The following is a 25308-nucleotide window of genomic DNA, read 5'->3' as shown; positions in this document are numbered from 1 at the left end:
GTCGGCGGACAGGATAACAGCCGGGGACGGCCGTTCGGGGTCGTTGAGGTCAGCCCTCCTCGGCTGCGCGCCGGTAGCCCCGGATCGCCGGAATCGTAAAGACCGCGATCATGAGGGCCGACCACATCAGCGTCTTGATCAGCGGTTCCGCGAGCGGACCGCCCATCGCCAGGGCCTTCATCGTGTCGATCGCACACGACATGGGCTGGTTCTCCACGACCGGCTGCAGCCACCTCGGATAGGCCATGACCGGCACGAACCCGGAGTTGAAGAACATCAGCAGGGTGCACGCGATCGACACCAGTTCCACGAGGGGCAGCTTGCTCGACATGGTGGCCAGGACCGTCACCATCAGGGCGAACCCGATGCCGAAGAGAACAGGGATGACGAGGATCGCGAGTCCGGCGGCGAGACCCTGGGTGAAGCGGAAGCCCAGGCCGACGCCGGCCGCCAGGATGATGAGGGTCGTGGCGAGCACACGGACGGCCTCGGCGAGCATGCGGCCCAGCAGCCCGGCCGCCCGGTGGATCGGCAGGGTGTAGAAGCGGCCGAGCAGGCCGCTCTGCCGCTCCGTGCGCAGGCCGACGGCGCTGACCACCGACCCGAACATGGCACCGACCAGGATGATCATGGGGACCGTGCCGTAGATCGCGGGCTGTCCGGTGGCGGCGGTGACCGTGTTGCCCAGGACGACCCGGAACATGAGCAGGGTGAGCGCCGGGTAGACCAGCGCCTGGATCATCGTCGCGGGATCGCGCGCCCAGCGCAGCAGCAGCCGCTGGCACTGGATGCGGCTGTGCTCCCACAGGGCGCCCCACGATCGCTCCGGACGAGCGTGCTCGGGCGGCGGGAAGGTGAAGGCGGCGCCGTTGGCGTCGACGGGACGGATATCGGGAGGTCCGTTCATCTGCCGCTCACCCCCGCCTCGTGCTGGCCCACACGGCGAGCGGGGCGAACACCAGCGCGAGACCCGCGCACCAGGCCACGGTGGGGAACAGGACCGACCACGTGACGCCGCCCTCGGCCATGTCCTGCATGGCGAACGAGAACTGCGAGATCGGCTGGTTGCGCACGAACGGCCGGATCCACTCGGGGAAGCCCTCCTCCGGGACGAAGCCGCACGAGAGCATGCCGAGAATCAGCTGCGGCAGCGTCAGGGCCTGCGCGGTGGCCTCGGGGCTCTTCGACAGCGTGCCGATCGCGTCGGCGCCCAGCGACAGGACGAGGCTGATGGCCAGGGCGGTGACGCAGAACAGGACCGCCTGTGCGAATCCCGCCGAGAACCGGAAGCCGATGGCGTAGCCGAACAGGAGCGCCCCCGCCAGGGACACGACGGACCGCAGCATCGCGCTCGACATCCGCGAGATCAGCGGGACCGCGCTGAACACGGGCATGGTCTGCAACCGCGTCGTCAGTCCCGTCATCGCCTCACCCGAGGACAGCTGCGCCGCGGAGATGGCCGTGAACGCCATCGCCTGCAGGACGATGATCGGCATCAGGTACTGCGCGTAGTCGATGCCCTGCAACGACATCACGAACTTCAGCGGCAGGTAGAAGCCCAGGCCGAACACCACCGGGGTGATCGCCGCGACGACGAGTTCGCCGTACCGCGCCATGGTGCGGACCGTGCGCATCGTGAGCGCGCTCCACTGGTTGAGCACCGTCGGGTCGGCCCGGCGGTGCGAGCCCACCCGCTTCTCCGGCAGCGAGATGTTCGCGTCGTGCCGCACCCGCTGGGCGCTGATGCTCTTCGTGTGGACGGTCACGCGGGCTCTCCCGTCGTCGCGGACGTCGTGTCGGCGCCGGCCGAGTGCCCGGTCAGGCTGAGGAACACATCGTCGAGGGAGGGCCGGCGCAGGCCGATGTCAACCAGCTCGATCCGGGTGGGGGCGAGCCGGCGCAGCGCCTCGGCGAGCGTCGCCGGGCCGTGCGGCGCCGGAATCGAGACGCGGTCGTTGCTGCCCGCGGTGGCCAGCTCGGCGCGCACGTCGGGCGGGACGAGGTTGCCGAGGGCGTGCACCACCCACGGCAGCGCGTTCGGGTCGACCGGGACGATTTCGCAGTAGCTGCCTCCCGTGGAGGCCTTGAGCTCGTTGGCCGTCCCCTCCGCCACCACGGTGCCCCGGTCGATGACGATGATGTTGTCGCTGAGCAGGTCGGCCTCCTCGAGGTACTGCGTCGTCAGCAGCACCGTGATGCCCTGCTTCTTGAGCGCACCCACCAGGGACCAGACGCCCTGCCGGCTGCGCGGATCGAGGCCGGTGGTCGGCTCGTCGAGGAAGACGACCTCGGGGCGCACGACGAGCCCGCATGCGATGTCGACGCGCCGGCGCATGCCGCCGGAGTAGTGCCGCACCGCCCGCTTACCGGCGTCCACCAGATCGAATTCGCGGAGCAGCTCGTCGGCGCGCTGGCGCGCGGCCGCGCGGTCGAGGCCCATCAGACGGCCGAACAGGATCAGGTTCTCCCGGCCCGACAGCGTCTCGTCGAGGGCGGCGTACTGGCCGGTCATCATGATCGAGCGGCGCACGGCGGCGGGGTCGCCGACCGCGTCGTGTCCGGCGATCACCGCGCGCCCGCCGGTCGGGCGCAGCAGTGTGGACAGGATCTTCACCGTCGTCGTCTTGCCGGCGCCGTTGGGCCCGAGAATGCCGAGGACCGAGCCTCGTGGGGCGGAGAACGTGATGCCCTTGAGGGCATGGACGTCCCCGAACGACTTGTGCAGGTCGTCGACGAGGACCGCTTCGTCGTGGTATCTCAGCATCACTCTCCGCCGTGGAACTCTCGGTCGGCCGCTTGCGGACCCGTCGACGAGTAGATCCCGCCGTCACGCCGCGATGTTACCGGCCGGTGCCTGCGGCCCCGGTCTTCCGCGAGCGCCGGGCCGTGCGTCCGTCAGCTCCAGACGCCGATCTCGTCGAGGTGCCGGACCAGCCGGCCGGCCCCGTCGGTGAAGTGCCGGCGGGTCTCCCGGCCTGCGGAATCGCCGTCGCCGCGGCGCAGCGCGTCCACGAGGCGCTTGTGCGACGCCACCGCCGCGGCACCCCAGTCGGGGTCGGACGAGTAGAAGTGCACCGGCGTGTAGCGCGTGGCGTTGAGCAGGAACCAGGACAGCTTGCGCGCGCCGGTCGCGCGGTTGAGTGTGCGGTGGAAGGCGAACTCGAGGTCCTCGATCCGCGCCCCGTCCCCGCTGCGCACCGCTTCGGCCAGGCGTTCGTTGAGGTCGGCCAGCTCGGCCACGGTGTCCGGGGTGATCACCGCGGCCGCCCGTCGCGCCAGCTCCTCCGCGATCTGCCCCTGCAGCCAGAACAGGTCGTCGATGTCGCCCCGGCTCAACGGGGCCACGACATAGCCGCGGTGCGGGACGAGCTCCACGAGTCCCTCGCCGCGCAGTGTGAGCAAGGCCTCACGCACCGGGGTGACGCTCACGCCGAGCTCGGCCGCGGTCTCGTCCAGCCGGATGAAGTCGCCGGGCCGGACCCCACCCGACATGATGAGATTGCGGACGTGCACCGCCACGTCGTCGGACAGCTGGGGCCTGCGGCGCAGCGGCCGGGACCCGGGCGACCGGGACTGGGCAGAGGATGTCATTCGGCGCTCCTTCAGTCCCGCGTTCCGGGGCGCGGGTCGCTTCCGTTCGACGGATTATTCCGCACCGGTCGTGCGCCGTGGGGGAGGGGCGCGGGATGCGCGTGCGCTGCGGCCTCCGCTACCCGCCGTTATGGTCGGACCGGTGAGTTTCGAAACGTCACGACGTCGTTTTCTCGGAACCATGGCCGGTGGCCTCGTCGGGCTCGGCCTGATGCACCCTGCGCGCGCGGGCGCCCGGCCGGCGGCCCGGCTGCCCGATCCGGGGACCGTCCCGGTCATCGATCCGGCCCTGCTGAGCGCGGTCGAAGCGGCGAGCCTGCTGCAGTCCGGGCAGTTGCACCCGCGCGAACTCCTCGATGCCTGCCTGCGCCGTAGCCGGGACCACGACGGCGGCGTCGGCGCATGGATCCACCTCTATCCAGACCTCGCCTATGCCGCCGCCGACGCGGCGGCGACCCGGCTCAGCGCCGCCCGGGCGTCGGGCGAGCCCGTCTCGCCGGTGTGCGGGCTGCCGATCGCGCTCAAGGACCTCTTCGCGGTGGGCGGGCTCCCGCTCACCGCGTCGAGCAACGTGCTGCGGGACAACGTGGCCGCCGGGGATTCGGGGGTGTGGCGCCGGCTGCAGGAGGCCGGGGCGGTCCTGCTCGGTCACGTGCACACCGACGAGTTCGCGATCGGCGTGGTCACCCCGCAGGTGGCCAACCCGTGGAACCCGCAGTACTCCCCGGGCGGCTCGTCGGGCGGCAGCGCCGCCGCGGTGGCGGCCCGGTTCGTCCCCCTGTCGGTCGGCAGCGACACCGGCGGCTCGCTGCGGCTGCCGGCCAGCTCGTGCGGCGTCTCGGCGATCAAGCCCACGTACGGGCGGATCACCTCGCACGGGATGATCCCGCTCACCTGGACCCGGGACCACCCCGGCCCCATCGGGCACAGTCTCGCGGACGCCTCGCTGCTGCTGGGTGTCCTCGCCGGCGCGGAGGCGGACGATCCGGTGACGGCCGCCGGTCCTGGCGTGCCCGAGGGCGGCTATCCGCTGGTGCCGCCCGCCGGGACCGCGCCGCTCGCGGGCGTCCGTATCGGCGTGCCGCACGGGGCGACCGACCGGCTTGCCCCGGAGCTGCGGCGCCTGTTCGACGAGTTCCTCGCGACGGCGCGTGCGCTGGGCGCCGAAACCGTACCGGTGTCGATGCCGCACCCACCGGATTCGCTCCTGGCCGGCGACACGGCGGAGATGGGGGCCTACCACCGGCAGTTCGTGGACCGGCTCGGCGACTATCGCATCGATCTCGCACCGCTCGTGAGCGCGGCGGTGGCGTCGCTCGCGCTGCCGGTGGCCGACTACTTCGGGCTCGAGCGCGACCGGCTGCGCTACCAGCACCAGTACAACGCCATGTTCCGGGACCACGATCTCGACGTGATCGCGTTGCCGGGCGCGCTCGACGACGGCTGTCCCCGCGACGCATTCGCGGGCCTCAGCGTGCTGTCCGGGGTGGCCGGCGACGTCCAGTGGGCCAATTACACCGGCGCCCCTGCCGTTTCGTTCCCGGTCGGCCGCTCGGTGGTGACCGGGCTGCCGTTCGGTGTCCAGCTGGGCGCGCTGCCCTGGCAGGAGGCCGCGTTGATCGCGGTGGGGCTGGCCCTGCAGGAGGCGTTGCCGGTGTGGCGCGACGTGCCGCCCGTGGCGCCGGCGCCGCGCGAGCTGCCGGTGGCCACGCCGGCGGCGCCGGGACCGGGTCCCGATCCGACCAACACGCTCGGGGCGGCGGCGCCCGTGCGGACGCCCGCGACGCTGTCGACCGGAGGGTGGTGACGGCCGCGCGGCCGGGGCGAAGTTGAGAATGCCGACCGGGTCCTGCATACTGGTCGGGTTGCCTTGACCGGGTCACGGTTTTCCGCGGCTCGGAACGAGATCGAGTGACAGTCGCGGATCGAGCCTGACGGCCTGGTCGCGGCCACATGCAAGACGGAAGCAGTACCTCCCTGTACCCGTACGGGTGCATCCGGCAGGTCGATCCGTGGTGTCGAGCGTTGGTTCGACGCCGCGGAGCGAGCAGTAGGGCGACACGCCCGACCGCGTGTGCCGGAGAACAATGACAGATGAACAGCGGCATGCGGATCGGGTGCGCCCGGTCACGAAGTGTGAAGAGTGCTGTTCGCCGTCGCCGTTCGGGTGGAACTGTGCAGACGAGGTGGTTCCCGACTCGTTCGGGTACTACGAAACGCGGCAAGAAAAGGACACTAAGCGTGGCGGGACAAAAGATCCGCATCAGGCTCAAGGCCTATGACCATGAGGCGATCGACGCATCTGCGCGCAAGATCGTCGAGACGGTGACCCGCACGGGCGCCCGCGTGGTCGGCCCGGTGCCGTTGCCCACCGAAAAGAACGTGTACTGCGTCATCCGCTCGCCGCACAAGTACAAGGACTCGCGCGAGCACTTCGAGATGCGGACTCACAAGCGGCTGATCGACATCCTCGACCCGACGCCCAAGACTGTCGACGCGCTCATGCGCATCGACCTCCCGGCGAGCGTCGACGTCAACATTCAGTGACTTTCGAGACCAGCGAGCTTGTAGAAGACGCAGCGGAGACAACACATGACTAACCAGATCAAGGGAATCCTGGGCACCAAGCTCGGTATGACCCAGGTCTTCGACGAGAACAACCGGGTCGTTCCGGTCACCGTCGTCAAGGCCGGACCGAACGTGGTCACCCAGATCCGCACCGAGGAGCGCGACGGCTACAGCGCCGTGCAGCTCGCCTACGGTGCGATCGACCCGCGCAAGGTCACCAAGCCGGTCGCCGGCCAGTTCGCCAAGGCGGGTGTCACCCCTCGCCGCCACATCGTCGAGCTTCGCGTCGACGACACCGAGGGCTTCGAGATCGGCCAGGAACTGACCGCCGAGGTCTTCGAGGACGGCGCATTCGTCGACGTCACCGGCACCTCCAAGGGCAAGGGCTTCGCCGGCACCATGAAGCGCCACGGCTTCGCCGGCCAGGGCGCCTCGCACGGTGCGCAGGCTGTGCACCGTCGTCCGGGCTCCATCGGTGGCTGCGCCACCCCGGGCCGCGTGTTCAAGGGAACCCGCATGTCCGGGCGCATGGGTAGCGACCGCATCACGACGCAGAACCTCTCGGTCCACAAGGTGGACGCCGAGAACGGCCTGCTGCTGATCAAGGGTGCGATCCCGGGCCGCAAGGGCGGCGTCGTGATCGTCAAGACCGCAGTGAAGGGTGGTGCACGGGCATGACCAGCACCGAAACCGCAGCCAAGCTGACGCTCGACGTCAAGGCCCCCGGCGGCCAGACCAACGGCACCGTCGATCTCCCCGCCGAGATCTTCGACGCCCCCGCGAACATCGCGCTGCTCCACCAGGTGGTTGTCGCGCAGCTCGCCGCGGCTCGCCAGGGCACGCACGCCACCAAGACCCGCGGCGAGGTCCGCGGCGGTGGCCGGAAGCCGTACCGCCAGAAGGGCACCGGCCGCGCCCGCCAGGGTTCGACCCGGGCGCCGCAGTTCGCCGGCGGTGGCACCGTGCACGGCCCGCAGCCGCGCGACTACAGCCAGCGCACCCCCAAGAAGATGAAGGCCGCCGCCCTCCGCGGTGCCCTCTCCGACCGGGCCCGCAACGAGCGCATCCACGTGATCACCGAGCTCGTGGCCGGACAGACGCCGTCGACCAAGGGCGCGCGCACCTTCCTCGCGGAGCTGACCGATCGCAGGAACCTGCTCCTCGTCGTCGGCCGTGAGGATCTCGCGGCGTGGAAGAGCGTGCAGAACCTGCAGAACGTGCACGCGATCGCTCCGGACCAGCTGAACACCTACGACGTGCTCTACAGCGACGACGTCGTGTTCAGCGTCGAGGCGCTCGACACGTTCATCCACGGGCCGGCCGAGTCCGCCCAGGCAGAGAAGGAGGAGAGCAAGTGAGCACGATCGCGGATCCGCGCGACATCCTGCTGGCTCCGGTCATCTCCGAGAAGTCCTACGGGCTGATGGAGGAAGGCACCTACACCTTCCTGGTGCACCCGGACTCGAACAAGACGCAGATCAAGATTGCCGTCGAGAAGGTCTTCGGCGTCAAGGTGACCAGCGTCAACACCGCCAACCGTCAGGGCAAGCGCAAGCGGACCCGGTTCGGTTACGGCAAGCGCAAGGACACCAAGCGCGCGCTCGTGACCCTGTCGGCCGACAGCAAGCCCATCGAGATCTTCGGAGGGCCGGTCGCGTAGGCGGCCGGGTCTCGAGAGATAGAGGACGAGAAGACTCATGGCAATTCGTAAGTACAAGCCGACAACCCCGGGTCGGCGCGGCGCGAGTGTCTCGGACTTCGCCGAGATCACCCGCTCGACGCCCGAGAAGTCGCTGGTTCGCCCGCTGCACGGCCGCGGTGGTCGCAACGCGCACGGCCGCATCACCACCCGTCACAAGGGTGGCGGACACAAGCGTGCCTACCGCCTGATCGACTTCCGCCGCAACGACAAGGACGGCATCCCGGCCAAGGTCGCTCACATCGAGTACGACCCCAACCGCACCGCCCGCATCGCGCTGCTGCACTACGTGGACGGCGAGAAGCGCTACATCATCGCCCCCAAGGGCCTGGTGCAGGGCGCCCCGGTCGAGTCCGGCCCGCAGGCCGACATCAAGCCCGGCAACAACCTGCCGCTGCGCAACATCCCGACCGGTACCACCATCCACGCGGTGGAACTGCGTCCGGGCGGCGGCGCCAAGATGGCCCGCTCCGCCGGCGCCAGCATCCAGCTGCTCGGTAAGGAAGGCACCTACGCCACCCTGCGTATGCCCTCCGGTGAGATCCGTCGCGTCGACGTGCGCTGCCGCGCCACCGTCGGCGAGGTCGGCAACGCCGAGCAGTCGAACATCAACTGGGGCAAGGCCGGCCGCATGCGCTGGAAGGGCAAGCGCCCGACCGTCCGTGGTGTGGTCATGAACCCGGTCGACCACCCGCACGGCGGTGGTGAGGGCAAGACCTCGGGTGGTCGCCACCCGGTCAGCCCGTGGGGCAAGCCCGAGGGCCGCACCCGCAAGAACAAGGCGTCCGACAAGCTCATCGTCCGTCGTCGCCGTACCGGCAAGAAGCGCTAGTCAAGGAGGGAGTTAGAGAATGCCACGCAGCCTCAAGAAGGGCCCGTTCGTCGACGACCACCTCCTGGCGAAGGTCGATACGCAGAACGAAAAGGGCACCAAGCAGGTCATCAAGACCTGGTCGCGCCGTTCCACCATTCTGCCCGACTTCATCGGTCACACGTTCGCCGTCCACGACGGTCGCAAGCACGTGCCGGTGTTCGTCTCGGAGTCGATGGTCGGCCACAAGCTCGGCGAGTTCGCGCCGACCCGTACGTTCAAGGGCCACATCAAGGACGACCGGAAGAGCAAGCGCCGATGAGCAACGCGAAGAGCTCGGCACAGCTGAGCACCGAAACACCCGCAAACAGCGCTCGGGCTGTTGCGCGCCACGTGCGCGTGACCCCGATGAAGGCGCGCCGCGTCGTCGACATCGTCCGGGGCAAGTCCGTGGACGAGGCTCTGTCGATCCTGAAGTTCGCACCGCAGGCCGCGGCCGAGCCGGTCGCCAAGGTGATCGCGAGCGCCGCCGCGAACGCGCAGAACAACCTCGACCTCGACCCGAGCACGCTTGTCGTCGCGACGGCGTACGTCGACGAGGGCGCGACCCTCAAGCGGTTCCAGCCGCGCGCCCAGGGCCGTGCATTCCGCATCCGCAAGCGGACGAGCCACATCACCGTGATCGTCGAGAGCAAGGCGCCTGCGTCTGCTGGAAACCGTAACCGCCGGAAGGGAGCTCAGTAGTGGGCCAGAAGATCAACCCGCACGGCTTCCGTCTGGGCATCACCACCGACTGGAAGTCGCGCTGGTACGCCGACAAGCAGTACGCGGAGTACGTGAAGGAAGACGTCGCGATCCGCAAGTTCCTGGCCACCGGCCTCGAGCGTGCCGGCATCGCCAAGGTCGAGATCGAGCGCACCCGCGACCGTGTGCGTGTGGACATCCACACCGCGCGTCCGGGCATCGTCATCGGCCGCCGCGGGGCCGAGGCCGATCGCATCCGCGCCGAGCTCGAGAAGCTGACCGGCAAGCAGGTTCAGCTGAACATCCTCGAGGTCAAGAACGCCGAGTCCGAGGCTCAGCTGGTGGCGCAGGGCGTCGCCGAGCAGCTCTCGAACCGCGTCGCGTTCCGTCGCGCCATGCGCAAGGCCATCCAGTCGGCCATGCGCCAGCCCAACGTCAAGGGCATCCGGGTGCAGTGCTCGGGCCGCCTCGGCGGCGCCGAGATGTCCCGCTCGGAGTTCTACCGCGAGGGCCGGGTCCCGCTGCACACGCTGCGCGCGGACATCGACTACGGCCTGTACGAGGCGAAGACCACCTTCGGCCGCATCGGCGTGAAGGTCTGGATCTACAAGGGCGACATCGTCGGTGGCCGTCGTGAGCTGGCCGCTGCGGCCGCCGCCCCGGCCGACCGCCCCCGTCGCGAGCGTCCGAGCCGTCCCCGTCGCTCCGGTGCCTCGGGCACCACCGCGACGAGCACCGACGCCGGCCGCGCCGCCTCCGCCGATGCACCCGCTCCGACCGAGAATCAGGAGGGCTGACGCATGTTGATCCCACGGCGGGTCAAGCACCGCAAGCAGCACCACCCGAGCCGCTCGGGTGCCGCCAAGGGTGGGACCCAGGTGACCTTCGGTGACTACGGCATCCAGGCTCTCGAGCCGGCCTACATCACCAACCGGCAGATCGAGTCCGCTCGTATCGCCATGACCCGGCACATCAAGCGTGGCGGCAAGATCTGGATCAACATCTTCCCGGATCGCCCCCTCACCAAGAAGCCGGCCGAGACCCGCATGGGTTCCGGTAAGGGCTCGCCCGAGTGGTGGGTCGCGAACGTCAAGCCCGGACGGGTGATGTTCGAGATGAGCTACCCGAACGAGGAGATTGCCCGCGAGGCCCTTCGGCGCGCGATGCACAAGCTCCCGTGCAAGTGCAGGATCGTGACGAGGGAGGAGCAGTTCTGATGGCTACCGGAACCCCCGCCACAGAGCTCCGCGAGCTGACCGAGGAAGAGCTGGTCACCAAGCTCCGCGAAGCGAAGGAAGAGCTGTTCAACCTTCGTTTCCAGATGGCCACCGGCCAGCTGGACAACAACCGCCGGCTGCGCGTCGTGCGCAACGAGATCGCTCGCATCTACACGGTGCTGCGTGAGCGCGAGCTCGGCCTGGCCTCCGGCCCGGATGCGGGTGACGCGGCATGAGTGAGGAAAAGGCAGTGACCCAGAAGGAAGAGCGCGCCAGCCGCAAGGTCCGCATCGGCTACGTCGTCTCCGACAAGATGGAGAAGACGATCGTGGTCGAGCTCGAGGACCGGGTGAAGCACCCGCTGTACGGCAAGATCATCCGCCGTACCACCAAGGTGAAGGCGCACGACGAGAACGGCGTGGCCGGCATCGGCGACCGCGTGCAGCTGATGGAGACCCGTCCGCTGTCCGCGACCAAGCGGTGGCGTCTGGTCGAGGTGCTCGAGAAGGCCAAGTAAGGCCTCCTCCACCCCCCGCCGCGGGGGTGACGAAGGGACCCAGTACGATGGTGGGGTTGTCTCGAGCGGCCTGCTTCAGGCAGCGCCGGGACAGCCCCACCTTCGTGGGTACGGACCGTGCACGTCGGGTCGGAAATCCGCCGTGCAGACAGAAAAGGGTGCGCGCACCCGGATCTGTCGAATTCAGCCAGGTCAAGGAGAAGTAAGTGATCCAGCAGGAGTCGCGACTGCGCGTCGCCGACAACACGGGTGCCAAGGAGATTCTCTGCATCCGCGTTCTCGGTGGCTCGTCCCGTCGCTACGCCGGTATCGGTGACATCATCGTCGCCACCGTGAAGGACGCGATCCCCGGTGGCAACGTCAAGCGTGGTGACGTCGTCAAGGCTGTCGTCGTGCGCACCTCCAAGGAGCGCCGCCGGCCGGACGGCTCGTACATCAAGTTCGACGAGAACGCCGCTGTCATCATCAAGGGTGACAACGACCCGCGCGGCACCCGCATCTTCGGCCCCGTCGGCCGTGAGCTGCGCGACAAGCGGTTCATGAAGATCGTCTCGCTCGCTCCGGAGGTGCTGTGATGAAGGTGCACAAGGGCGACACCGTGCTCGTCATCTCGGGCAAGGACAAGGGTGCCAAGGGCAAGGTCATCGCGGCCTACCCGAAGGAGAACCGGGTCCTCGTCGAGGGCGTGAACCGGATCAAGAAGCACACGGCGGTCTCGGCCAACGAGCGCGGCGCCTCCTCCGGGGGCATCGTGACGCAGGAGGCCCCGATCCACGTTTCCAACGTCGCTGTCATCGACTCGGACGGCAACCCCACCCGGGTGGGCTACCGGACCGACGAGGAAACCGGCAAGCGCGTTCGGATTTCCCGGAAGAACGGGAAGGACATCTGACATGACCACCACCGAGAACAAGACCGCACCGCGTCTGAAGACCCGGTACCGCGAGGAGATCCGCGACGCGCTGAACGCGGAGTTCGACTACGCGAACGTCATGCAGATCCCCGGCGTCGTGAAGGTCGTCGTCAACATGGGTGTCGGTGACGCCGCCCGCGACGCGAAGCTGATCAACGGCGCCGTCGCCGACCTGGCCCTGATCACCGGCCAGAAGCCGGAGATCCGCAAGGCCCGCAAGTCGATCGCGCAGTTCAAGCTCCGTGAGGGCATGCCGATCGGTGCGCGCGTCACGCTGCGCGGCGACCGCATGTGGGAGTTCCTGGACCGCCTGGTCTCCATCGCGCTGCCCCGTATCCGGGACTTCCGTGGCCTCAACGGCAATCAGTTCGACGGCAACGGCAACTACACGTTCGGCCTGAACGAGCAGTCGATGTTCCACGAGATCGACGTGGACAAGATCGATCGCCCGCGCGGCATGGACATCACCGTCGTCACGACCGCCACCAACAACGAAGAAGGCCGTGCCCTGCTGAAGCACCTCGGCTTCCCGTTCAAGGAGAACTGAGCCCATGGCTAAGAAGGCACTGGTCAACAAGGCCAACAAGAAGCCGAAGTTCGCGGTGCGCGCCTACACCCGCTGCCAGCGTTGCGGGCGCCCCCACGCGGTGTTCCGCAAGTTCGGTCTCTGCCGCGTCTGCCTCCGTGAGATGGCACACCGCGGTGAGCTTCCCGGAGTTCACAAGAGCTCCTGGTGACGTGAACGGTGGGTGACCGCAGGGTCACCCACCGTCACTACTGTCAGGGGCCGGTCGCATCCGCGTCCGGTCCGCATGAAACCAAGTTCGTCGTAGGCCCACGGCCGGCGCACCGGTGATTCGTCACCACTGCCGGTGTTGCATGGGAACCGCAACGAGAAAGGTGAACAGGTCAGCCATGACCATGACCGACCCCATCGCAGACTTCTTGACGCGTCTGCGCAACGCCAACACGGCGTACCACGACGAGGTGAAGCTTCCCCACTCGAAGATCAAGGCGAACATCGCCGAGATCCTCAAGCGTGAGGGCTACATCGCCGACTTCCGCACCGAGGATGCCGAGGTGGGCAAGACCCTCGTCGTCGACCTCAAGTACGGCCCTTCCCGTGAGCGCAGCCTCGCCGGTGTGCGCCGCGTGTCGAAGCCCGGCCTGCGCGTGTACGCGAAATCCACCAACCTGCCCAAGGTCCTGGGCGGCCTCGGCGTGGCGATCATCTCCACGTCCTCCGGCCTGCTCACCGATCGCCAGGCGGCCAAGCAGGGAGTGGGCGGGGAAGTCCTCGCCTACGTCTGGTAAGGGAGGCCACCACAATGTCGCGTATTGGAAAGCTTCCGGTCACCGTCCCCTCGGGTGTCGAGGTGACCATCGACGGCCAGGACGTCGCAGTGAAGGGCCCCAAGGGCAACCTCTCGCTGACCATCGCCGAGCCGATCACCATCGCCAAGGGTGAGGACGGCGCGCTCAACGTGAGCCGTCCGAACGACGAGCGCCGCAGCCGTGCGCTGCACGGCCTGTCGCGCACCCTCGTGCAGAACCTCATCGACGGTGTCACCCAGGGGTACACCACGAAGATGGAGATCCACGGCGTCGGTTACCGCGTCGCGCTCAAGGGCAAGGACCTCGAGTTCTCGCTCGGCTACAGCCACCCGGTCCCGATCGAGGCCCCCGAGGGCATCACGTTCGCGGTCGAGTCGCCGACGAAGTTCTCGATCTCGGGCATCGACAAGCAGAAGGTCGGCCAGATCGCGGCCAACATCCGCCGGCTGCGCAAGTCCGACCCGTACAAGGGCAAGGGCATCCGCTACGAGGGCGAGCAGGTGCGCCGCAAGGTCGGAAAGACGGGTAAGTGATCATGAGCCAGACCGAGAACCAGAAGGCCAAGCGGATTCCGCTCGGCAAGGACGCGTCCACCCGGCGTCGGCTGTCGAAGCAGCGTCGGCACTTCCGTCTGCGCAAGAAGGTCGCCGGAACCGCCGAGCGTCCCCGTCTCGTCGTGAACCGGTCCTCGCGCCACATCCACGCCCAGCTGGTGGACGACCTGACGGGCACCACCCTGGCGGCGGCCTCGACCGTCGAGCCGGACGTGCGTGCGGTCGAGGGCGACAAGAAGGCGCGCGGCGCCAAGGTCGGTCAGCTGCTCGCCGAGCGTGCCAAGGCTGCCGGCGTGGAGGCCGTGGTCTTTGACCGCGGCGGCCACACCTACAGCGGCCGGATCGCGGCCCTCGCAGACGCGGCTCGCGAAAGCGGGTTGAAGTTCTGATGACCATCTCTTCGAACGGAAGGAACGCCTGATGCCGGGACGTCAGCGGCGTGACGGCGGCAACGGCCCCGCCGGACAGAATGGCCCCAACACCGGGGACCAGCGTGGTGGTCGCGACCGCCGCGATCGTGACTCGCGTGGCGGCGGTGCCGCTGAGAAGTCGAACTACATCGAGCGTGTCGTCTCGATCAACCGTGTGTCGAAGGTCGTCAAGGGCGGCCGTCGCTTCAGCTTCACCGCGCTGGTGATCGTGGGCGACGGCAACGGCCTGGTCGGCGTCGGCTACGGCAAGGCCAAGGAAGTTCCCGCGGCCATCCAGAAGGGTGTCGAGGAAGCGCGCAAGGGCTTCTTCCGCGTCCCGCTCATCGGCTCCACTGTCACCCACCCGGTGCAGGGTGAGGCCGCGGCGGGTGTCGTCATGCTGCGTCCGGCCTCGCCGGGTACCGGTGTGATCGCCGGTGGCGCGGTGCGTGCCGTGCTCGAATGCGCGGGCATCCACGACATCCTGTCGAAGTCGCTCGGTAGCGACAACGCCATCAACGTCGTGCACGCCACCGTGGCCGCCCTCAAGCAGCTGCAGCGCCCCGAGGAAGTCGCGGCTCGCCGCGGTCTGCCCCTCGAGGACGTCGCACCTGCGGGCATGCTGCGCGCCCGGGCACAGGCTGCTGGGAGCGTGAAGTAATGGCAGAGCTGAAGATCACGCAGGTCAAGAGCACCATCGGCGCCAAGTCGAACCAGCGCGACAGCCTGCGCACCCTCGGTCTGCGGAAGATCCGCCAGTCCGTGGTCCGCGAGGACAACGCGCAGAACCGCGGCTTGATCAACGTGGTGCGTCACCTCGTCGTTGTCGAGGAAGTCACTGCTGAGGAGGCCTCCAAGTGACCATCAAGCTGCACCACCTGCGCCCGGCCCCGGGCGCGAAGACGGACAAGACCCGCGTCGGCCGCGGTGAGGGTTCGAAGGGCAAGACCGCCGGTCGCGGTACGAAGGGCACCAAGGCGCGCAAGAACGTCTCGGCGGCCTTCGAGGGTGGCCAGATGCCGCTGCACATGCGGCTGCCGAAGCTCAAGGGCTTCAAGAACGCCTTCCGCACCGAATACCAGGTCGTCAATGTCGGCGACATCGCCCGCCTGTTCCCCGAGGGTGGCCAGGTCGGCGTCGACGAGCTCGTCGCCAAGGGCGCGGTTCGCAAGAACCAGCTCGTGAAGGTCCTCGGCGAGGGCGAGCTCACGGTTGCCGTGCAGGTGACCGCGAACAAGTTCTCCGGTTCCGCCAAGGAGAAGATCGCCGCTGCCGGCGGCACCGCGACCGAACTGGCCTGACCGGTTCGCTCGTGCGTGACGCACAGCTCGAGAACGGCCGCACTGCAGCACGTCCCGCAGTGCGGCCGTTCGGCGTGCGCACCCCACCGCATGCCGCGCGGCGGAGCACATCCGCCGCGCGTGCGAGCCGCCCCGACCCGGCGCCACGGCACCGGTCCGGGGCGCGCTGCTAGAGTTCAAGAGTTGTCGACCGTCGGACCCCGCGCGTCGATCCACAGTCTCCCGTTTCGCCCTGCCAGGAGGATCTTTGCTTTCCGCCTTCGTCTCGGCCCTCAGGACCCCGGACCTGAGGCGGAAGATCCTCGTCGCGCTCGGGTTGGTGGCCCTGTACCGCCTCGGCGCGACGTTGCCGTCTCCGGGCGTCGACTACGGCAATGTGCGCGCCTGCATCGATCAGCTCAGCGGCGGCGACTCCGCCGGGATCTACTCGCTGATCAATCTGTTCTCCGGTGGCGCGCTGCTACAGCTGTCGGTGTTCGCGATCGGCATCATGCCGTTCATCACCGCGAGCATCATCGTCCAGCTGCTGACGGTGGTCATTCCACGATTCGAGGAACTCCGCAAGGAGGGCCAGGCCGGCCAGGCCAAGATGACGCAGTACACGCGGTACCTCGCGGTGGCGCTCGCCGTGCTGCAGTCCACCGGCATCGTCGCCCTCGCGGCCCGCGGTCAGCTGCTGCAGGGCTGTACCGAACCGATCCTGGCCGACGACAGCATCTTCGGCATGGTCGTGATCGTGCTGGTCATGACGGCCGGTGCGGCACTCGTCATGTGGTTCGGTGAGCTCATCACCGAGCGCGGCGTCGGCAACGGCATGTCGATCCTGATCTTCTCCGGCATCGCCTCGCGGCTGCCGGCCGAGGGCCGCACCATCCTCGAGTCCCGCGGTGGCCTGGTCTTCGCCATCGTCCTCGTCGTCGCGCTGGTGGTCATCACCGGCGTGGTGTTCGTCGAGCAGGGCCAGCGCCGGATCCCGGTGCAGTACGCCAAGCGCATGGTGGGCCGGCGCATGTACGGCGGTTCCTCGACCTACCTGCCCCTGAAGGTCAACCAGGCCGGCATCATCCCGGTGATCTTCGCGTCCTCGTTGCTGTACCTGCCGAACCTCATCGCCCAGCTGACCGGAGCCACCTCGGCCACCGACCCGAGCTGGTGGCAGCGGATCATCAACGAATACCTGGTGAATCCGAACAACCCCGTTTACATCGCGATCTACTTCTCGCTGATCGTCTTCTTCGTCTTCTTCTACGTCGCCATCACCTTCAACCCGGAGGAACGGGCCGACGAGATGAAGAAGTACGGCGGATTCATCCCCGGCATCCGGCCGGGACGCCCCACTGCCGAGTACCTCAGCTACGTCCTCAACCGCATCACGGTTCCAGGTTCGCTGTACCTGGGTCTCATCGCGACGCTGCCCAACTTCTTCCTCTCGGGCAGCCAGACCGCCACCAGCATCTTCGGCGGCGCCGCGGTGCTCATTCTCGTCAGTGTCGCGCTGGACACTGTCAAGCAGATCGAAAGTCAACTCATGCAGCGCAACTACGAAGGGTTCCTCAAGTGAGACTTGTACTCCTCGGTCCGCCCGGTGCCGGCAAGGGCACGCAGGCCGCCATCCTGTCGGAGAAGCTCGGCGTCCCCGCAATCTCCACCGGGGATCTGTTCCGGGCCAACATCGGGCAGGGCACCCCGCTCGGCCTCGAAGCCAAGAAGTACATCGACGCCGGGGAGCTCGTGCCCGCCGAGATCACCAACAACATGGTGCGCGCCCGCCTCGCCGAGCCCGACGCCGCCAACGGCTTCCTGCTCGACGGCTTCCCCCGCAGCGTGGAGCAGGCCCGCGAACTCGAGGCCATCCTGAAGGATCTCGACACCCAACTCGACGGGGTCCTGTCCTTCGACATCGACGAGGACGTGGTGGTGGAGCGGATGCTCGCCCGCGGCCGCGCCGACGACACCGAGGACGTCATCCGCAACCGGCTCCGGGTCTACCGCGAGGAGACCGCGCCGCTGCTCGACTACTACGCCGATTCGCTCGTCACGGTCGACGCCGTCGGCGAGGTCGACGAGATCAACGCGCGCGCCCTCGCGGCCCTCGGCAAGTAAGGACGCAGGAGCAAGAAGATGGGTTTCGGGCGCAAGCGCAAGGTGGTTCCGTTCCGCACCGCCGGCGAACTCGATGCGATGGCGGCGGCGGGTGCCGTCGTCGGCGCCGCTCTCGTGGCGGTACGGAAGGCGGCGAAGCCGGGCGTGAGCACCCTGGAACTGGACCAGGTGGCGGAGGCGGTCATCCGCGATGCGGGGGCCGTCCCCTCCTTCCTGGGCTACCACGGGTTCACCGGCTCGATCTGTTCGTCGGTGAACGACCGCGTGGTGCACGGCATCCCCTCGGCGACGGAGATCCTCGCCGAGGGCGATCTCGTGTCGATCGACTGCGGCGCGATTCTCGACGGCTGGCACGGCGACTCGGCGTGGACCTTCGGAGTCGGTGAGCTCTCCGCCGCCGACGCCGACCTCAGCGATGCGACGCGGCTGTCGATGGAGGCGGGGATTGCGGCGATGCTGCCGGACAACCGGCTCACCGACGTCTCGCACGCCATCGAGCTGGGTACCCGCGCCGCGGAGTCGGCGCACGGCCGGAGCTACGGCATCGTCGACGGCTACGGCGGCCACGCCATCGGCCGCGAGATGCACATGGATCCGTTCCTGCCGAACGAGGGCGCGCCCGGCAAGGGCCCCCGTCTCGTGGTGGGATCGGTGCTCGCCATCGAGCCGATGCTGACCCTCGGCACCTACGAGACCGAGGTGCTCGGCGACAAGTGGACCGTCGTCACGACCGACGGCAGCCGCGCCGCGCACTGGGAGCACACCGTCGCGGTGACCGAGGACGGTCCGCGCATCCTGACCCCGCGCCCGGAGTAGCGGCGGTGGCGGCGAGCGAATGTATCGCTCGCCGCCGTGAAGGAGCTGAACGATACATTCGCTCGGGCCGCGGGCTCCGCCGGTTCACGCCTCGAGCAGGAGGGTGACCGGGCCGTCGTTCACCAGGCTCACCTCCATGTGCTCCCCGAAGACGCCGGTCTGCACGTCGGCGCCCAGGCCGCGCAGCGCCGTCGTGAACTCGTCCACCAGGGGTTCGGCCACCGCGCGTGGCGCGGCCGCCGACCACGACGGACGCCGGCTCCTGCGGGTGTCGGCCATGAGCGTGAACTGGCTGACGACGAGGATCGGTGCGGCCAGATCGGACGCGGACTTCTCGTCCTCGAGAATCCGCAACGTCCACACCTTCCGGGCGAGCGTGGCGGCCTTCGCCGCGTCGTCGTCGTGGGTCACGCCGACGAGCACGAGCAGCCCGTGACCGCCGGCCCGGGGCGAGATGCGGGCGACCTCGCGCCCGTCGACCGCGACCGCGGCACCCGTCACCCGCTGAACCAACGCCCGCACGGCTGTCCTCCTCGCATCTCGGCATTTGGCCCCGGTGGGAAAGTTCCCGTAACATAGATCGATGGTGCGCCCTGCGCGCCGGCCCGCGGTTGTCCGCAGGCCGGTCACGTCGAGCGTCACGGTAACGGAAACCGATGCAACCACACGCCGAACAACACGGATCGCGGAGGATATGGCCAAGAAAGACGGAGCCATCGAGGTCGAGGGTCGCGTGATCGAGCCGCTGCCCAATGCGATGTTTCGCATTGAGCTCGAGAACGGTCACAAGGTCCTGGCTCACATCAGCGGCAAGATGCGTCAGCACTACATTCGCATCCTGCCCGAGGACCGGGTTGTCGTGGAGCTCTCGCCCTACGACCTGTCGCGTGGGCGCATCGTCTACCGCTACAAGTAAGAGCTTCCCCGGCCGCACGGTCGGGGAGAACCATGTCTGCGGCATGCCTCGTGCTCTGCCGCAGGCGTACACACAGGAGATCAGACGCACCGTGAAGGTTCAGCCGAGCGTCAAGAAGATCTGCGAGAAGTGCAAGGTGATCCGCCGTAACGGCCGGGTCATGGTGATCTGCGAGAACCTGCGCCACAAGCAGCGCCAGGGCTAGACCACCCGCTCTTCGAAAGATCGGCTTGGCAACAAGCTAGAGAAGACCTTCCAGCACCAGTCGTTCGGTCACGATTCCCGATTCGTCGGGGAGCCGCGCGATACACCCCCGGTTCGGAGGCCGGGGCCCCACTGTGTTTCGGACTACCGGCGTTCCGGCTTCGGCCGGGCCGCGGGACCACACAGTTTCACGACGCAGGGGACGGGCTGGGAGCAGACCTCCGCACACCGAATAGGAATGCCACATGGCACGTCTCGCAGGTGTCGATCTTCCCCGCGAAAAGCGGATGGAGATCGCACTGACCTACATCTACGGCATCGGCCGTACCCGCTCGAAGGAGATCCTCGAGGCCACCGGCGTGAGCCCGGATCTGCGCAGCAAGGACCTCTCCGACGAGGATCTCGCCAAGCTGCGCGAGTTCATCGAGGAGACCTACAAGGTCGAGGGTGACCTCCGCCGCGAGGTCCAGGCGGACATCCGTCGCAAGATCGAGATCGGCTGCTACCAGGGCCTGCGACACCGTCGTGGTCTGCCCGTGCGTGGACAGCGCACCAAGACCAACGCCCGCACCCGCAAGGGTCCGAAGCGCACCGTCGCAGGAAAGAAGAAGTAATGCCTCCCAAGTCACGCAGCACCGGTCCGAAGAAGACCCAGAAGGCGCGCCGCAGGGACAAGAAGAACGTCCCGCACGGTGCCGCTCACATCAAGAGCACCTTCAACAACACGATCGTGTCCATCACGGACCCGAACGGCAACGTCATCTCCTGGGCGTCCTCCGGCCACGTCGGCTTCAAGGGTTCGCGCAAGTCGACCCCGTTCGCCGCGCAGCTCGCCGCCGAGAACGCTGCCCGCAAGGCGCAGGAGCACGGTGTCAAGAAGGTCGACGTCTTCGTGAAGGGCCCGGGCTCGGGCCGCGAGACGGCGATCCGCTCCCTCCAGGCCGCGGGCCTCGAGGTCGGCACCATCTCCGACGTCACCCCCCAGCCGCACAACGGCTGCCGTCCGCCCAAGCGGCGTCGCGTCTAACGGGAAAGGAAGGTTTGAATCATGGCTCGCTATACCGGTCCCGTTACCCGTAAGTCGCGTCGTCTGCGCGTCGACCTCGTCGGAGGCGACCAGGCGTTCGAGCGTCGCCCCTACCCGCCCGGCCAGCACGGCCGCGCGCGGATCAAGGAGAGCGAATACCTGCTCCAGCTGCAGGAGAAGCAGAAGGCCCGCTTCTCCTACGGCGTGATGGAGAAGCAGTTCCGTCGTTACTACGAGGAGGCCGCCGGCCGTCCCGGCAAGACCGGTGAGGTCCTGCTGGTCATCCTCGAGTCGCGTCTGGACAACGTCGTCTACCGCGCCGGTCTCGCCCGGACCCGCCGTCAGGCCCGCCAGCTGGTGAGCCACGGCCACTTCCTGGTGAACGGCAAGAAGGTCGACATCCCGAGCTACCGCGTCTCGCAGTACGACATCATCGACGTCCGCGAGAAGTCGCTGGGCACGCTGCCCTTCCAGGTGGCCCGTGAGACCCAGGGTGACCGCCCGATCCCGGGTTGGCTGCAGGTCGTCGGCCCGCGTCTGCGGGTGCTGGTCCACCAGCTCCCCGAGCGCGCGCAGATCGACATCCCGCTGCAGGAACAGCTGATCGTCGAGTACTACTCGAAGTAAGGCGCTTCGCGCCGTGGTGTCCTTCCGGTCCTCCCGAGGTCCGGGGGGACACCACACCCCGACCAGGGCGTCATATGGCGGACGCCCACAAGGAGGCACTCCATGCTCATCTCGCAGCGACCCACCCTCAGCGAAGAGGTCATCGCCGACGACCGCTCGAAGTTCGTCATCGAACCCCTCGAGCCCGGTTTCGGGTACACCCTCGGCAACTCGCTTCGTCGCACCCTGCTGTCCTCGATTCCGGGCGCGGCCGTCACCAGCATTCGCATCGACGGCGTGCTCCACGAGTTCACCACGGTCCCCGGGGTCAAGGAGGATGTCACCGACATCATCCTGAACCTCAAGGGCCTCGTGGTCAGCTCGGAAGAGGACGAGCCGGTCACCATGTACGTCCGCAAGCAGGGCCCCGGCACCGTGACCGCGGGCGACATCGTGCCCCCGGCCGGTGTCACCGTCCACAACCCGGACCTGCACATCGCCACCCTGAACGACAAGGGCAAGCTGGAGATCGAGCTCGTCGTCGAGCGCGGCCGCGGCTACGTCCCCGCTGTTCAGAACAAGGCATCCGGCGCCGAGATCGGCCGCATCCCGGTCGACTCGATCTATTCGCCGGTGCTCAAGGTGACCTACAAGGTGGAGGCGACCCGCGTCGAGCAGCGCACCGACTTCGATCGGTTGATTCTCGACGTGGAGACCAAGAACTCGATCACCGCGCGGGACGCGCTCGCCTCGGCGGGCAAGACCCTGGTGGAGCTCTTCGGTCTGGCCCGTGAGCTGAACGTCGAAGCAGAAGGCATCGAGATCGGTCCCTCGCCCGCCGAGGCCGACCACATCGCCTCCTTCGGACTCCCCATCGAGGACCTCGACCTGACGGTCCGGTCCTACAACTGCCTCAAGCGCGAGGGTGTGCACACCGTCGGTGAGCTCGTGGCACGCACGGAGTCCGATCTGCTCGACATCCGCAACTTCGGTCAGAAGTCCATCGACGAGGTGAAGGTCAAGCTGCACTCGCTCGGCCTCTCCCTCAAGGACAGCCCCGCGTCCTTCGACCCGAGCACCGTCGCCGGCTACGACGCCGCGACCGGTACCTGGAGCGACACGGACGCCGGTTCCTTCGGCGACGCCGAGGGGAACGAGGACTACGCCGAGACCGAGCAGCTGTAGCAGCTCACGGTCCGTTACTAGGAGATTCATCATGCCCAAGCCCAAGAAGGGTGCCCGCTTCGGCGGGTCGGCCTCGCACCAGAAGGCGCTGATGGCCAACCTGGCCACCGCGCTCTTCGAGCACGGCCGCATCACCACCACCGAGGCCAAGGCCAAGGCCCTGCGGCCCTACGCCGAGAAGCTCGTCACGCACGCGAAGGCCGGCACGCTGGCCAACCGTCGTGAGGTGCTGAAGGTCATCCGCAACAAGGACGTCGTCCACACGCTGTTCGCGGAGATCGGCCCGTTCTACGAGGACCGCAACGGCGGCTACACCCGCATCGTCAAGACGATGCCGCGCAAGGGTGACAACGCTCCCATGGCGATCATCGAGCTCGTCAAGGAGAAGACGGTCACGTCCGAGGCCGACCGCGCCCGGCGCGTCGCCGCCTCGCAGAGCGCGCCGGCCACCGAGGCCCCGGCCGAGGAGAATGTGGTCGAGGCCGTCGAGGCCGACGCCACCGACGCGCAGGTCGAGAACGCGGACGCCGTCGTCGACGCGATCGAGGACGAGAACGCCACCGCGGCCGACGCCAAGGACGCCGACGAGGCCAAGAAGGACTAGTCCACTTGGTTTCGGCATCCGCTGAAGCGAACGAGCCCGTCGCCCCCCACGGGGGCGGCGGGCCCGTTGCTTTCGAGAACCCTTCCGCCGCCGCCGTGGACACCACCCGGCTGCGGCTCGACATCGCCTACGACGGCACCGACTTCTCCGGCTGGGCGCGTCAGCCCGGACGGCGGACGGTGTGCGGGGAGATCGAGGAGAAGCTCGGTGCGATCGTGCGCGCGCCGGTGCAGCTCACCGTCGCCGGCCGCACCGACGCCGGGGTGCACGCCTCCGGTCAGGTCGCGCACGTCGACGTCCCCACCGCCGCGATTCCGGACGACCTCGTCCGCCTGGTGCGCCGTCTCGCCCGGTTCCTGCCCCGCGACGTCCGCATCACCGGCATCTCCGTCGCCCCGCCGCACTTCGACGCCCGCTTCTCGGCGATCCGCCGGCACTACGAGTACCGGCTCACCACCGCCGTGTACGGGGCGGACCCCCTGCGGGCCCGCGACACCGTCGCCTGGCCCAAGCCGGTGGACGTGGACGCGATGCGCGCGGCGTCGACCTCGCTGCTGGGCCTGCACGACTTCGCGGCCTTCTGCAAGCGGCGCGACGGGGCGACGACGGTCCGCGAACTGCAGCGCTTCGACTGGACGGTGTCCGGCGGTCGCGCGGCGGGCGCCGGTCCGGACGTCGGCGTGATCCTCACCGCGCACGTGAGCGCGGACGCGTTCTGCTGGTCGATGGTGCGCAGCCTCGTCGGCGCGGCGCTGGCCGTGGGGGAGGGGCGGCGCAGTGTCGAATGGATGACCGCACTGCTCGACGAACGGGAGCGTGCCGCGGCGGTGGCCGTGGCCCCGGCGCACGGGCTCAGTCTCGTCGGCGTCGACTATCCCGCCGACGACGACCTCGCGGCGCGCAACGCGGCCACCCGCGAGATGCGCGGGCCCATCCGCCCCGGCTGCTGCTGACCTGCGGCCGGGCCGGCCGGTGATATGTTCCGACGAGCACGTCCCCCGGCCGGCCCGGCCGGGGGATCGGCGTGTGAGAGGGAGGCACCCATTGCTCGACTTGCCCGCGATCCGGCGACGGGGTGCGACGGTGGCGGTGGCACTGCTCGCCGCGACGTCGCTGCTGACGGCACCGGCGCTCGCCCAGCCGGCTGCGGATGCGGACCCGGCCGGTGCCTACGTCGATCACGTGGAGGAGCGGACCGCGCGCGACTGGGTGCTGCACGTGTACTCGCCGTCCATGGACCGGGTGATCCCGGTCGAGGTGATCCGGCCCGCGGACACCTCCGCGGCGCGACCGACGTTCTACCTGCTCAACGGCGCCGGTGGGGGTGAGGACGCCGCCAACTGGCGGGACCAGACGGACGTCCGCGAGTTCTTCGACGGCAAGAACGTCAACGTCGTCACTCCCGTGGGCGGCGCCTTCGCGTACTACACGGACTGGATCCGCGACGACCCGAAGCTCGGCCGGCACCGGTGGGCGACGTTCCTGACGTCGGAGTTGCCGCCGGTCGTCGACGCGGTGCTGGGCGCCGACGGCCGCAACGCCGTCGCGGGGATGTCGATGTCGGGCAGCTCGGTGCTGGCCCTCGCCCAGCAGTCGCCGGGGCTGTACGAGGCGGTGGCGTCCTACAGCGGGTGTGCACAGACGAGCAGCGACCCGGGGCGCAGCTACGTGGAGGCCGTCGTCACCCTCGGCGGCGGCGACGTCGAGAACATGTGGGGGCCGATCGGCGGACCGGGGTGGATCGCCAACGATGCGGCGTTGAACGCGGAGAAGTTGCGCGGCACGACGCTGTACATCTCGTCCGGCGGCGGTCTGCCCGGCCCGCACGAGGCGGCGTTGGGCGGGCAGGTGGATCCGGTCGACCTGGTCGTCCTCGGATCCATCGAGGCGGCCACGGCCCAGTGCACCGAGCGGCTGCGGCGGACCTTCGACGAACTCGGGATCGAGGCGACCTTCAGCACGGGCGCGCAGGGCACGCACTCGTGGGGTTACTGGCAGGACGCGCTGCACGAGTCCTGGCCGATCCTCGCGGAGGCGATCGGCGCGTAGCGCGGCCCGGCCACGCGTGACGGAAACAGCAAGGGGCGAGGTCGGATGACCTCGCCCCCTTCGCTACGCGTCGAGGCGTCTCTCAGATCAGCCAGCTGAGGAAGGAGAGCACGTGGTCGATCAGGGAGCCGAGCGAGC

Annotated in this window: 39 protein-coding genes; 34 read left to right on the top strand and 5 right to left on the bottom strand. The window is 68.6% G+C overall.

What is annotated here, in order from left to right; all coding sequences use genetic code 11:
• Nucleotides 1–49 precede the first annotated feature (49 nt).
• From ISO16_RS08005 to ISO16_RS07990, 4 genes are all read right to left on the bottom strand, one after another.
• A complete protein-coding gene (locus ISO16_RS08005) occupies nucleotides 50–907 on the bottom strand; it encodes an ABC transporter permease (protein WP_006947142.1) in 858 nt (285 codons plus the stop codon).
• A gap of 7 nt (nucleotides 908–914) precedes the next feature.
• Entirely contained in the window at nucleotides 915–1766 is an 852-nt protein-coding gene (locus tag ISO16_RS08000) for an ABC transporter permease (protein ID WP_050035539.1), read from the bottom strand.
• Complete coding sequence (locus ISO16_RS07995) at nucleotides 1763–2764, bottom strand: ATP-binding cassette domain-containing protein (RefSeq protein ID WP_072635676.1); 1002 nt, start codon at nucleotides 2762–2764, stop codon at nucleotides 1763–1765. Before ISO16_RS07995 ends, ISO16_RS08000 begins: the two co-directional genes overlap by 4 nt.
• A gap of 131 nt (nucleotides 2765–2895) precedes the next feature.
• Nucleotides 2896–3591: a GntR family transcriptional regulator gene (locus ISO16_RS07990; protein ID WP_006947145.1), complete on the bottom strand. Its 696-nt coding sequence runs from the start codon at nucleotides 3589–3591 to the stop codon at nucleotides 2896–2898.
• A 130-nt stretch (nucleotides 3592–3721) separates the two neighbouring features.
• Between ISO16_RS07990 and ISO16_RS07985 the strand changes: the two genes are divergently transcribed.
• From ISO16_RS07985 to map, 25 genes are all read left to right on the top strand, one after another.
• On the top strand, nucleotides 3722–5398 hold the full coding sequence (locus tag ISO16_RS07985) for an amidase (protein ID WP_442800813.1): 1677 nt from the start codon (nucleotides 3722–3724) through the stop codon (nucleotides 5396–5398).
• Between the two features lie 434 nt (nucleotides 5399–5832).
• The gene (gene rpsJ / locus ISO16_RS07980; protein WP_003938093.1) at nucleotides 5833–6138 is read left to right on the top strand and encodes a 30S ribosomal protein S10; all 306 of its coding nucleotides are present in this window, start codon (nucleotides 5833–5835) and stop codon (nucleotides 6136–6138) included.
• Nucleotides 6139–6183: 45 nt separating this feature from the next.
• Nucleotides 6184–6837: a 50S ribosomal protein L3 gene (rplC, locus tag ISO16_RS07975; RefSeq protein ID WP_006947147.1), complete on the top strand. Its 654-nt coding sequence runs from the start codon at nucleotides 6184–6186 to the stop codon at nucleotides 6835–6837.
• Complete coding sequence (gene rplD, locus ISO16_RS07970) at nucleotides 6834–7517, top strand: 50S ribosomal protein L4 (RefSeq protein ID WP_072635675.1); 684 nt, start codon at nucleotides 6834–6836, stop codon at nucleotides 7515–7517. The genes rplC and rplD overlap by 4 nt, the downstream gene beginning before the upstream one ends.
• The gene (rplW, locus tag ISO16_RS07965; protein ID WP_003938090.1) at nucleotides 7514–7819 is read left to right on the top strand and encodes a 50S ribosomal protein L23; all 306 of its coding nucleotides are present in this window, start codon (nucleotides 7514–7516) and stop codon (nucleotides 7817–7819) included. Before rplD ends, rplW begins: the two co-directional genes overlap by 4 nt.
• 37 nt (nucleotides 7820–7856) lie before the next feature.
• A complete protein-coding gene (gene rplB / locus ISO16_RS07960) occupies nucleotides 7857–8690 on the top strand; it encodes a 50S ribosomal protein L2 (RefSeq protein WP_003938089.1) in 834 nt (277 codons plus the stop codon).
• Between the two features lie 19 nt (nucleotides 8691–8709).
• On the top strand, nucleotides 8710–8991 hold the full coding sequence (rpsS, locus tag ISO16_RS07955) for a 30S ribosomal protein S19 (RefSeq protein ID WP_003938088.1): 282 nt from the start codon (nucleotides 8710–8712) through the stop codon (nucleotides 8989–8991).
• Nucleotides 8988–9413 (top strand): 50S ribosomal protein L22, encoded by a 426-nt coding sequence (rplV, locus tag ISO16_RS07950; RefSeq protein WP_037201025.1) that lies wholly within the window; start codon nucleotides 8988–8990, stop codon nucleotides 9411–9413. The genes rpsS and rplV overlap by 4 nt, the downstream gene beginning before the upstream one ends.
• The gene (rpsC, locus tag ISO16_RS07945; protein WP_003938086.1) at nucleotides 9413–10210 is read left to right on the top strand and encodes a 30S ribosomal protein S3; all 798 of its coding nucleotides are present in this window, start codon (nucleotides 9413–9415) and stop codon (nucleotides 10208–10210) included. The genes rplV and rpsC overlap by 1 nt, the downstream gene beginning before the upstream one ends.
• Before the next feature lie 3 nt (nucleotides 10211–10213).
• A complete protein-coding gene (rplP, locus tag ISO16_RS07940; protein WP_006947154.1) occupies nucleotides 10214–10630 on the top strand; it encodes a 50S ribosomal protein L16 in 417 nt (138 codons plus the stop codon).
• Complete coding sequence (rpmC, locus tag ISO16_RS07935; protein ID WP_003938084.1) at nucleotides 10630–10866, top strand: 50S ribosomal protein L29; 237 nt, start codon at nucleotides 10630–10632, stop codon at nucleotides 10864–10866. Before rplP ends, rpmC begins: the two co-directional genes overlap by 1 nt.
• Nucleotides 10863–11147: a 30S ribosomal protein S17 gene (rpsQ, locus tag ISO16_RS07930; protein WP_026137932.1), complete on the top strand. Its 285-nt coding sequence runs from the start codon at nucleotides 10863–10865 to the stop codon at nucleotides 11145–11147. Before rpmC ends, rpsQ begins: the two co-directional genes overlap by 4 nt.
• A 206-nt stretch (nucleotides 11148–11353) precedes the next feature.
• Nucleotides 11354–11722: a 50S ribosomal protein L14 gene (gene rplN / locus ISO16_RS07925; protein WP_006947156.1), complete on the top strand. Its 369-nt coding sequence runs from the start codon at nucleotides 11354–11356 to the stop codon at nucleotides 11720–11722.
• Entirely contained in the window at nucleotides 11722–12039 is a 318-nt protein-coding gene (gene rplX, locus ISO16_RS07920; protein ID WP_006947157.1) for a 50S ribosomal protein L24, read from the top strand. Before rplN ends, rplX begins: the two co-directional genes overlap by 1 nt.
• Nucleotide 12040: 1 nt before the next feature.
• On the top strand, nucleotides 12041–12607 hold the full coding sequence (gene rplE / locus ISO16_RS07915) for a 50S ribosomal protein L5 (RefSeq protein WP_006947158.1): 567 nt from the start codon (nucleotides 12041–12043) through the stop codon (nucleotides 12605–12607).
• Between the two features lie 4 nt (nucleotides 12608–12611).
• Nucleotides 12612–12797, top strand: a complete 186-nt coding sequence (locus tag ISO16_RS07910) for a type Z 30S ribosomal protein S14 (RefSeq protein ID WP_006947159.1) — start codon at nucleotides 12612–12614, stop codon at nucleotides 12795–12797.
• 178 nt (nucleotides 12798–12975) lie between these two features.
• Nucleotides 12976–13374 carry a 30S ribosomal protein S8 gene (gene rpsH, locus ISO16_RS07905; RefSeq protein WP_017681442.1) on the top strand — a complete coding sequence of 133 codons (399 nt, stop codon included), beginning with the start codon at nucleotides 12976–12978 and terminating at the stop codon, nucleotides 13372–13374.
• Nucleotides 13375–13388: 14 nt separating this feature from the next.
• Nucleotides 13389–13928, top strand: coding sequence for a 50S ribosomal protein L6 (rplF, locus tag ISO16_RS07900; RefSeq protein WP_006947161.1), 540 nt, complete (start codon nucleotides 13389–13391; stop codon nucleotides 13926–13928).
• A gap of 2 nt (nucleotides 13929–13930) precedes the next feature.
• A complete protein-coding gene (gene rplR / locus ISO16_RS07895) occupies nucleotides 13931–14338 on the top strand; it encodes a 50S ribosomal protein L18 (protein ID WP_029544906.1) in 408 nt (135 codons plus the stop codon).
• A 31-nt stretch (nucleotides 14339–14369) separates the two neighbouring features.
• On the top strand, nucleotides 14370–15020 hold the full coding sequence (rpsE, locus tag ISO16_RS07890; protein WP_006947163.1) for a 30S ribosomal protein S5: 651 nt from the start codon (nucleotides 14370–14372) through the stop codon (nucleotides 15018–15020).
• Complete coding sequence (rpmD, locus tag ISO16_RS07885) at nucleotides 15020–15220, top strand: 50S ribosomal protein L30 (protein WP_006947165.1); 201 nt, start codon at nucleotides 15020–15022, stop codon at nucleotides 15218–15220. The genes rpsE and rpmD overlap by 1 nt, the downstream gene beginning before the upstream one ends.
• Nucleotides 15217–15660, top strand: coding sequence for a 50S ribosomal protein L15 (gene rplO, locus ISO16_RS07880; protein WP_006947166.1), 444 nt, complete (start codon nucleotides 15217–15219; stop codon nucleotides 15658–15660). The genes rpmD and rplO overlap by 4 nt, the downstream gene beginning before the upstream one ends.
• A gap of 247 nt (nucleotides 15661–15907) precedes the next feature.
• Nucleotides 15908–17221: a preprotein translocase subunit SecY gene (gene secY / locus ISO16_RS07875; protein ID WP_006947167.1), complete on the top strand. Its 1314-nt coding sequence runs from the start codon at nucleotides 15908–15910 to the stop codon at nucleotides 17219–17221.
• Complete coding sequence (locus tag ISO16_RS07870; protein ID WP_006947168.1) at nucleotides 17218–17763, top strand: adenylate kinase; 546 nt, start codon at nucleotides 17218–17220, stop codon at nucleotides 17761–17763. Before secY ends, ISO16_RS07870 begins: the two co-directional genes overlap by 4 nt.
• An 18-nt stretch (nucleotides 17764–17781) precedes the next feature.
• Nucleotides 17782–18579 carry a type I methionyl aminopeptidase gene (map, locus tag ISO16_RS07865; protein ID WP_006947169.1) on the top strand — a complete coding sequence of 266 codons (798 nt, stop codon included), beginning with the start codon at nucleotides 17782–17784 and terminating at the stop codon, nucleotides 18577–18579.
• An 84-nt stretch (nucleotides 18580–18663) separates the two neighbouring features.
• Here the strand turns inward: map and dtd are convergent, their stop codons facing one another.
• A complete protein-coding gene (gene dtd, locus ISO16_RS07860; protein ID WP_006947171.1) occupies nucleotides 18664–19101 on the bottom strand; it encodes a D-aminoacyl-tRNA deacylase in 438 nt (145 codons plus the stop codon).
• 172 nt (nucleotides 19102–19273) lie between these two features.
• Here dtd and infA point away from each other — a divergent pair, with 172 nt between their 5' ends.
• From infA to ISO16_RS07815, 9 genes are all read left to right on the top strand, one after another.
• Nucleotides 19274–19495 carry a translation initiation factor IF-1 gene (gene infA, locus ISO16_RS07855; RefSeq protein WP_003886926.1) on the top strand — a complete coding sequence of 74 codons (222 nt, stop codon included), beginning with the start codon at nucleotides 19274–19276 and terminating at the stop codon, nucleotides 19493–19495.
• Between the two features lie 91 nt (nucleotides 19496–19586).
• Nucleotides 19587–19700: a 50S ribosomal protein L36 gene (rpmJ, locus tag ISO16_RS07850; protein WP_003938068.1), complete on the top strand. Its 114-nt coding sequence runs from the start codon at nucleotides 19587–19589 to the stop codon at nucleotides 19698–19700.
• 244 nt (nucleotides 19701–19944) lie between these two features.
• The gene (gene rpsM, locus ISO16_RS07845) at nucleotides 19945–20313 is read left to right on the top strand and encodes a 30S ribosomal protein S13 (RefSeq protein WP_003938067.1); all 369 of its coding nucleotides are present in this window, start codon (nucleotides 19945–19947) and stop codon (nucleotides 20311–20313) included.
• Nucleotides 20313–20726 carry a 30S ribosomal protein S11 gene (gene rpsK / locus ISO16_RS07840; RefSeq protein ID WP_003938066.1) on the top strand — a complete coding sequence of 138 codons (414 nt, stop codon included), beginning with the start codon at nucleotides 20313–20315 and terminating at the stop codon, nucleotides 20724–20726. Before rpsM ends, rpsK begins: the two co-directional genes overlap by 1 nt.
• Before the next feature lie 21 nt (nucleotides 20727–20747).
• Nucleotides 20748–21353: a 30S ribosomal protein S4 gene (gene rpsD, locus ISO16_RS07835; protein ID WP_006947173.1), complete on the top strand. Its 606-nt coding sequence runs from the start codon at nucleotides 20748–20750 to the stop codon at nucleotides 21351–21353.
• 102 nt (nucleotides 21354–21455) lie between these two features.
• Nucleotides 21456–22517: a DNA-directed RNA polymerase subunit alpha gene (locus ISO16_RS07830; RefSeq protein ID WP_006947180.1), complete on the top strand. Its 1062-nt coding sequence runs from the start codon at nucleotides 21456–21458 to the stop codon at nucleotides 22515–22517.
• 31 nt (nucleotides 22518–22548) lie between these two features.
• Entirely contained in the window at nucleotides 22549–23121 is a 573-nt protein-coding gene (gene rplQ / locus ISO16_RS07825; protein ID WP_029544902.1) for a 50S ribosomal protein L17, read from the top strand.
• Between the two features lie 5 nt (nucleotides 23122–23126).
• A complete protein-coding gene (gene truA / locus ISO16_RS07820) occupies nucleotides 23127–24074 on the top strand; it encodes a tRNA pseudouridine(38-40) synthase TruA (RefSeq protein ID WP_072635674.1) in 948 nt (315 codons plus the stop codon).
• Between the two features lie 91 nt (nucleotides 24075–24165).
• A complete protein-coding gene (locus ISO16_RS07815; protein WP_006947192.1) occupies nucleotides 24166–25170 on the top strand; it encodes an alpha/beta hydrolase in 1005 nt (334 codons plus the stop codon).
• Nucleotides 25171–25308 lie beyond the last annotated feature (138 nt).

The organism is Rhodococcus sp. M8 (genome assembly GCF_015654185.1).
GTDB lineage: Bacteria > Actinomycetota > Actinomycetes > Mycobacteriales > Mycobacteriaceae > Rhodococcus > Rhodococcus aetherivorans.
This window is presented reverse-complemented; position numbering and strand designations above follow the sequence as displayed.